Here is a 6,712-nt window from a genome sequence, read left to right on the forward strand (position 1 = left end):
TCAGCCCCCCGCGCCGCCGGCGGCGGCCTCGGCCGGCACCCCGGAGTAGGGCTCGGCGGATCGCAGTTCGGGGACTCCCCCGGCGGGCACGGACAGCTCGTCCTCCTGGGCGAACTCGAAACGCAGGCCGAACGACTCGGAGATGACCGCCAGGGCGTTCACCTCCGGGCTGGCCAGGAACCGGGACCGGAGCTCGTCCGGGTCGCCGATCGCGCTGACGAGGTAGGGGTTGGTGACGGGGCGGAAGTCGACGAGGACCGCCTCCCCGGCGAAGCGGATCGCGGTGGTGGGGCCGAGCCGCTGGCCGTTGATGCTGACCGCCTCCGCGCCGGCGGCCCACAGGGCGTTGACCACCAGCTGCAGGTCGCCGTCCTGGACGCGGCCGCGCTCGTCCTCGGTGGCCGAGCCGCCGACCGGGTCGGCGTCGGCGTCGGGCTCGGCGTTGGCCAGGGTGACCACCAGGCCCGGCCCGCTGACCGCGTCCAGGCCGGCGGCGAGCTCGGCGGCGTCGAGGTCGTCGAGGGCCCGCTGGCCGACGGCGCTGGCGGCCAGCGCGTCGTCGCGGGCGCCGGTGACCTCCCGGCGCAGGCGCTCGAGCTCGGCGGCGAGGTCGTCGGTGGTCGCCGAGCGGGCCTGGATGTCCTCGATGAGCACGGCCCGCCGCTCCTCCCGGCCCTCGGCGCCGGAGGCGGCCTGGTCGTAGGTGACGGCGAACAGCAGGCCGGCCGCGGCCATGGTCGCGGCGACGGCGACCGGCCCGAGCCGGCGCCGCCACGGCGGCGACCCGGGCGCGCCCTCGGCGGCGCGGGCGGCCCGCGCCGCGGCGGCCTGCGCGTACGCGGGGTCGAGGGTCTCGGCGAGGACCTGGTCGAGCAGCGAGGCGCCCATCGACCGCGGCCCGCTCCCGCGGGGCCGGGGCCCGGGCGCGGTCACGGCCCCGGGCGGGGTCCGGTGCCCGCGGGGGCCGCGCCGGCGCGCTCGGCGCGCAGCAGGCCGAGGACCTGGACGACGTAGAGCAGCCCCGCGAGCACGTACAGGGCGCTGCCCCAGATCGTCAGGGCCCAGGCGAACGGCGCCACCCACGACCACCCGCCGCCGCCGCTGGCGAGCAGCAGCAGCGGGAAGGCGTAGAGCAGCAGGAAGGTGGCCGCCTTGCCGAGGTAGTGCACCTGCAGCGGCGGGTAGCCGGCGCGGCGCAGGAGCAGCAGCATCAGCCCGAGGACGAACTCGCGGCCCACGAGCACCGCGACCAGCCACAGCGGGACGACGTCGCGCAGCACGAAGGCGACCAGCGTGGCGACGATGTAGAGGCGGTCGGCGGCCGGGTCGAGCAGCGCGCCGAGCCGGCTGGACTGGCCGAGCAGCCGGGCGAGCTTGCCGTCGGCCCAGTCGGTGACGCCCGAGACCATGAGGACGACGACCGCCCAGCCGTCCTCCTCCGGCCCGAGCAGCAGCCACAGGAACAGCGGCACGCCGAGCAGCCGCAGCACCGACAGCGCGTTCGGGACGGTCCACACCCGGTCGGGCAGCTCGTTGCGGTCGGACACGGTGGAGCCCGCCCCGGCGTCCGGGACGGGACGGCCCGCGGACGCCGGGACGGCGGCCGACGGACCCTGCGACGACGTCACTGCTCCTCCACCCCGCTGCACACCGTTGCCGAGGCTAGTGTCCCGCGGCGACATCCCCGGGCGCGGCGCACCGGCGGCCCCGCCGCCCGGGCCGTCCCCGGGCAGCGCGGCGGTCGCGGTCGCGGCCCCGGTCGACGCCCCGGGTCAGCGGCGCCGGCTCCGCCCGGCGTCGCGCTGCAGGGCGGCGTCGAGCCAGGAGCGCAGGTCCGCGTCCCGGGCGAGGGCGGCGTCGTCGACGGCGATCCAGCCCGCGCCCATCGACCGCCCCTCCCCCATCTCCGCCCGCCGGGCTCCCGGCCGCGCCAGGTAGTCGGCGTCGCGCTCCGGGGACACCCGGGCGAGCAGAGCGCCCCCGCCGGTCGAGACGCAGACGGCCATCGCCCCGTCGACCATGAACGCGAGCCCGCCGAACATCGCCACTTCCCGGACCTCCCGTCCCCCGGGGAGGGCCCGGCGGACGCGCTGGGCCAGCTCGGCGTCGTGGGGCATGCACCGTCTCCTCCGTGCGGGACCGGGTCCGCGGCCGATCCTGGCACGGCCCGCCCCCGCGCGGGGAGGGGTCATGCCGGGACGAGCAGCGAGGCCGGGGCGGGCTCGTGGCCCAGCGGCCGTCGGGTGAACGAGCCCGTGCCGTGGCTGACCGAGCGCAGGGCGCCGGCGTAGCCGAGCAGCTCGATCTCGGGGACCTCGGCGCGGACGGTGGTGCGGTCCCGGTCGGGGTCGGCGTCGCTGCCGGTGACCCGGGCCCGCCGGGAGGACAGGTCGCTCATCACCGCGCCGACGTGCTCGCCGGGGACGACGACGGCCACCTCGCACCACGGCTCGAGCACCCGGGTGCCGGCCGCGGCGGCGAGCTCGCGCACGGCCAGCGCGCCGGCGGACTGGAACGCCGCGTCGGAGGAGTCGACCGAGTGCGCCTTCCCGTCGACGAGCACGAACCGGACGTCGACCAGCGGCCGGTCGCCCTCGATGCCCTTGGCGCACTGCGCGCGGATGCCCTTCTCCACGCTGCCGTGGTACTGGTTCGGCACCGCCCCGCCGACGACGCGCTGCTCGAAGGAGATGCCGGAGCCGGGCTCCCCCGGCTCGGCCTCGACCACGACGACGGCGTACTGCCCGTGCCCGCCGGACTGCTTGACCAGCCGCCCGGTGGCCCGCGCCGGCCCGGCGAGGGTCTCGACCATCGGCACGCGCACCGGGACGGTGGTGACCGCGACGCCGTGCCGGGTGCGCAGCCGCTCGAGCAGCACCTCGCCGTGCGCCTCGCCCACGCACCACAGCAGCAGCTGCCCGGTGTCGCGGGAGCGCTCCACCCGCAGCGTCGGGTCCTCGGCGGCCAGCCGGGCCAGCGCCGGGCCGAGCCGGTCCTCGTCGGCGCGGGAGGCGGCCTCGACGGCGACCGGGTGCTGCGGCACCGGCAGCGTCCACGGCGGCACCAGGCGGGGGTCGCCGGGCGAGGACAAGGTGTCGCCGGTCTCGGCCGAGGCCAGCCGGGTGACCGCGCAGACGTCGCCGGCCGGGCAGGAGGCCACCGGGCGCAGCGCCGCGCCCAGCGGGGAGGAGATCGCGCCGACCCGCTCGTCGGCGTCGTGGTCGGGGTGCCCGCGGTCGGCGCCGCCGTGACCGGAGACGTGCACCGGGGTGTCGGGGGTGAGCGTCCCGGAGAACACCCGCAGCAGGGAGACCCGGCCGAGGTAGGGGTCGGTCGTCGTCTTGACCACCTCGGCCACCAGCGGGCCGCCGGGGTCGCAGGCCAGCGCGGGCGCCGGGGAGCCGTCGGGCCGGGTGACCGGCGGGCAGCCGTGCTCGAACGGGCACGGGAAGGCGTTGACCAGCAGGTAGAGCAGCGCGTCGAGGCCGATGCCCTGCAGGGGTGCCGCGCAGAGCACGGGGTGGAAGTGGGCGCGGGCGACGGCGGTCTCGAGGTCGCTGATCAGGTCGCCCTGCACGAGCTCGTCGCCGGCGAGGTAGCGCTCCATGAGCGCCTCGTCCTCGCTCTCGCCGATGATCCCCTCGATCAGCTCGCCGCGGAGGCGGTCGGCGTCGGGGGCCTGGGCGCCGGGTTGCAGGAGGTTGACCACGCCCTGCACGGCGCCGTCGGGGCCGCGGTCGACGAGGTGCACGGGGTACACGCCGTCGCCGAGCAGCGTCTGGCACAGCCGGACGGTCTCCTCGACGTCGGCGCGCGCCCGGTCGAGCTGGGTGATGACGACCGCGCGGGGCATGCCGACGGCGGCGCACTCCTCCCACAGCTGCACGGTGGTGGCGTCCACGCCGCCGACGGCGGAGACGACGAACAGGGCGGAGTCGGCGGCGCGCAGGCCCGCCCGCAGCTCGCCGACGAAGTCGGGGCTGCCCGGGGTGTCGAGCAGCGTGATGCGGGTGCCGTCGTGCTCGACGGTGGCCACCCCGAGGGTGACCGAGCGCTGCTGCCGCACCTCGACCTCGTCGCTGTCGAGGCAGGTGGTCCCGTCCTCGATCCGGCCGGCGCGCGGGATCGCGCCGGTGGCGGCGAGCAGGGCCTCGGCGAGGGTGGTCTTGCCGGCGCCTGCGTGGCCGACGAGCGCCACGTTGCGCACCCGGGCGGCCTCGCGCGGGGCGGGCGCCGCGGGGACGTCCCTACCCACGGGGGCCTCCGGGCCGGTCGCCGTCCTGGTCGGTGTCGGGCACGGTGACCTCCCGGGGTCGACAGGGTGTGGTCTGGGTCACAACCCTGCCCCGGCGAGGCGCTGCCGGGCAAGACCCCCGTCGCTCAGCCGCGGCCGGCGGCCCCGACCAGGACGGGCCCGGCGGTGGTGGCCCAGCCGGCGGGGGTGACGTCGGCGACGGCGGCGGTGACGTCGTCGCGGGTGCCGGCGGCCAGGGCGGCGAGCACGAGGCGGGACGCGGCGGCCGCCGGGCGCCGCTCGGCCGACAGCACGCGGGCGAGCGTGTCGGCGGGGACGACGCCGGACAGGCCGTCGGAGCACACCAGCAGCCGGTCGCCGGGCCGGGCGGCGACGGCGATCAGGTCGGCGGGGCCGGGGTCCTGCGAGCCGCCGAGGGCGCGCAGCAGGATCGACCGCATCGGCGAGGCCCGGGCCTCCTCCGGCGTCAGGTCCCCGGAGTCCACCAGCGACTGCACGAGGCTGTGGTCGGTGGTGAGCCGGGTGAGCACGCCGTCGCGGTGCAGGTGGGCGCGACTGTCGCCGACGTGCGCGACGACGACCCGGCCGTCGCGGGTGAGCACCGCGGCGGTGCAGGTGGTGGCCATGCCGCGCAGCGCCGCGTCGGCCGCGGCGGCGGCGCGCACGGCGGCGTCGGCCGCGGCGAGCGCGGCGGCGAGGCCGGCGTCGGGCAGCGCGTCCCCACCGGCCGTCCGGGCGGCGGCCAGGTGCGCGGTGACCTCGGCGACGGCCAGCCGCGCGGCGGTGGCCCCGCCGTTGCCGCCGCCGACGCCGTCGGCCACCACCAGCAGGTCGGCGCCGGCGTAGCCGGCGTCCTGGTCCTCACCCCGGGGCCCGGCCAGGGACGCGGCGGCGGGGTCGAGGACGAGCCGGCCGAGCCCGGTGCCCGCGGGCCGCGGCGCGGGCGGGCCGCCCGGCGCCTGCGCCGCGGGGAACCACGGCAGCGGCACGGAGGGGGCGGTCACGGGCGACAGCATGGACCGCCGCGGCTGCACGAGGAGGGGAACGGCGCGCGCCGCCCGCGGGGAGGGCGTCCCCCGCGGGCGGCGCGACGACGGACGGCGGGTCAGACCACCGGGACCCGGTAGGCCTCCCACGCGTTGCTCATGCGGGCGACCTGGCCGGCCGAGAACCGGTCCATGCAGAAGTCCTCGGTGTAGTCCATGAAGTTGGAGATCGGGTCGAGGCCCGGGTCGCGGGGGCAGCTGTCGCGACCGGCGTCGGCCTCGCACTCGAACGCCGGGCCCGCCTCGGCCGGGGTGTCGGGCACGTGGTCGCCGGGGCCGGTGCAGCCACCCTGGAAGGTGTGGAACAGCCCGAGCCAGTGGCCGACCTCGTGGGTGCCGGTGTCGCCCTCGTTGTAGGGCGCCGCGGTGCCGCCGGGCATCGACTCGTCGAGGACGACGACGCCGTCGCGCCACAGCTGGCCGCCCTTGGCCGACTGCGGGAACGTCGCGTAGCCGAGCAGGCCACCGCCGATCGGGGCGACGTAGACGTTGAGGGTGGCCGGGCCGCCCTCGCGCAGCGCAGACTTCGCGGCCCGCTCCTCCCGGCTGCCCGGCTCGAGCGCCGCCCAGGCCGGGTTCGCGACGAAGTCGGTGTCGGCGGGGTCGTACGCGAACCGGAACGGGGTGTCGGGCGACTCGGCGGCCGCACCCTCGCCGGAGTAGGCGTCGTTGAGGACCTCGACCTGGGCGGCGATCTGCTGCAGGCGCTGCGCCCGCTGCGCCTCGGTGAGCGGCGCGGCGGTGATGACGTGGAAGACGGTCTCGATCGTCACCGACGCGGCCGGGAGGACCGGGCGGACCTTCGGCCTGCCCAGGGCGGCGGCCTGGTCGGCGGAGACGGCGTTGGGCTCACCGCGGGTGGCGCCGGGGCGGACCCGCGCCTCCTCGGTGCCGTGCGAGACGCCGTCGGCGTGCAGGTCTCCGGCGTGCGCGTCGGCGCCGTGCGCGTCGGTGCAGGCCGCGGCGTCGGCGGGCAGGGCGGCGACCGTGCCGGCCGCCGGGGCGGTCGTCAGGGCCAGCGCCACCGCGGCGCCGAGGGTGAGGGCGGTCCGGCGCAACCGGGTCATGGGTTCTCCTCCAGGGAGGGGCGGGACGGGTGCGCGGAGCCAACCACAGGCGGAACCGGCCGGTTCCGCCGGGCGTGTCACAGCTCACCCGCCCGGTCACCGACCGTGACGGGCGCCGCTCCCCCGCCGAGCCGGCGTGAACAGCTGCGTGACACGTCAGTGCATTGAGTTGGGGATAACGGTAGGGGAGTGGCGCCGGCCCGGTCCGCCGACCTCGCCGTGGGGGGGGGGGGGGGGGGGGGGGGGGGGGGGGGGGGGGGGGGGGGGGGGGGGGGGGGGGGGGGGGGGGGGGGGGGGGGGGGGGGGGGGGGGGGGGGGGGGGGGGGGGGGGGGGGGGGGGGGGG

The 6,712-nt window shown here is 78.5% G+C and carries 6 protein-coding genes; all 6 read right to left on the reverse strand.

The features are described from left to right. Positions 1-888 carry a DUF881 domain-containing protein gene (locus tag ACI79X_RS15075; protein ID WP_457026222.1) on the reverse strand — a complete coding sequence of 296 codons (888 nt, stop codon included), beginning with the start codon at positions 886-888 and terminating at the stop codon, positions 1-3. 41 nt (positions 889-929) lie between these two features. After that, positions 930-1,628, reverse strand: coding sequence for a CDP-alcohol phosphatidyltransferase family protein (locus tag ACI79X_RS15080; protein ID WP_457026223.1), 699 nt, complete (start codon positions 1,626-1,628; stop codon positions 930-932). A 144-nt stretch (positions 1,629-1,772) separates the two neighbouring features. Continuing rightward, entirely contained in the window at positions 1,773-2,117 is a 345-nt protein-coding gene (locus ACI79X_RS15085) for a TfoX/Sxy family protein (protein ID WP_457026224.1), read from the reverse strand. A gap of 71 nt (positions 2,118-2,188) precedes the next feature. Beyond that, positions 2,189-4,255 (reverse strand): elongation factor G-like protein EF-G2, encoded by a 2,067-nt coding sequence (locus ACI79X_RS15090; protein WP_457026225.1) that lies wholly within the window; start codon positions 4,253-4,255, stop codon positions 2,189-2,191. A 125-nt stretch (positions 4,256-4,380) separates the two neighbouring features. Then, positions 4,381-5,259 carry a PP2C family protein-serine/threonine phosphatase gene (locus ACI79X_RS15095; protein WP_457026226.1) on the reverse strand — a complete coding sequence of 293 codons (879 nt, stop codon included), beginning with the start codon at positions 5,257-5,259 and terminating at the stop codon, positions 4,381-4,383. 101 nt (positions 5,260-5,360) lie between these two features. After that, complete coding sequence (locus ACI79X_RS15100; protein WP_457026227.1) at positions 5,361-6,368, reverse strand: zinc metalloprotease; 1,008 nt, start codon at positions 6,366-6,368, stop codon at positions 5,361-5,363. Positions 6,369-6,712 lie beyond the last annotated feature (344 nt).

The organism is Geodermatophilus sp. SYSU D01119 (genome assembly GCF_054049975.1).

Coding starts and splice junctions, on each gene's coding strand:
- ACI79X_RS15075 (WP_457026222.1), bottom strand. CDS start 888: ATGGGCGCCTCGCTGCTCGACCAGGTCCTCGCCGAGACCCTCGACCCC.
- ACI79X_RS15085 (WP_457026224.1), bottom strand. CDS start 2,117: ATGCCCCACGACGCCGAGCTGGCCCAGCGCGTCCGCCGGGCCCTCCCC.
- ACI79X_RS15100 (WP_457026227.1), bottom strand. CDS start 6,368: ATGACCCGGTTGCGCCGGACCGCCCTCACCCTCGGCGCCGCGGTGGCG.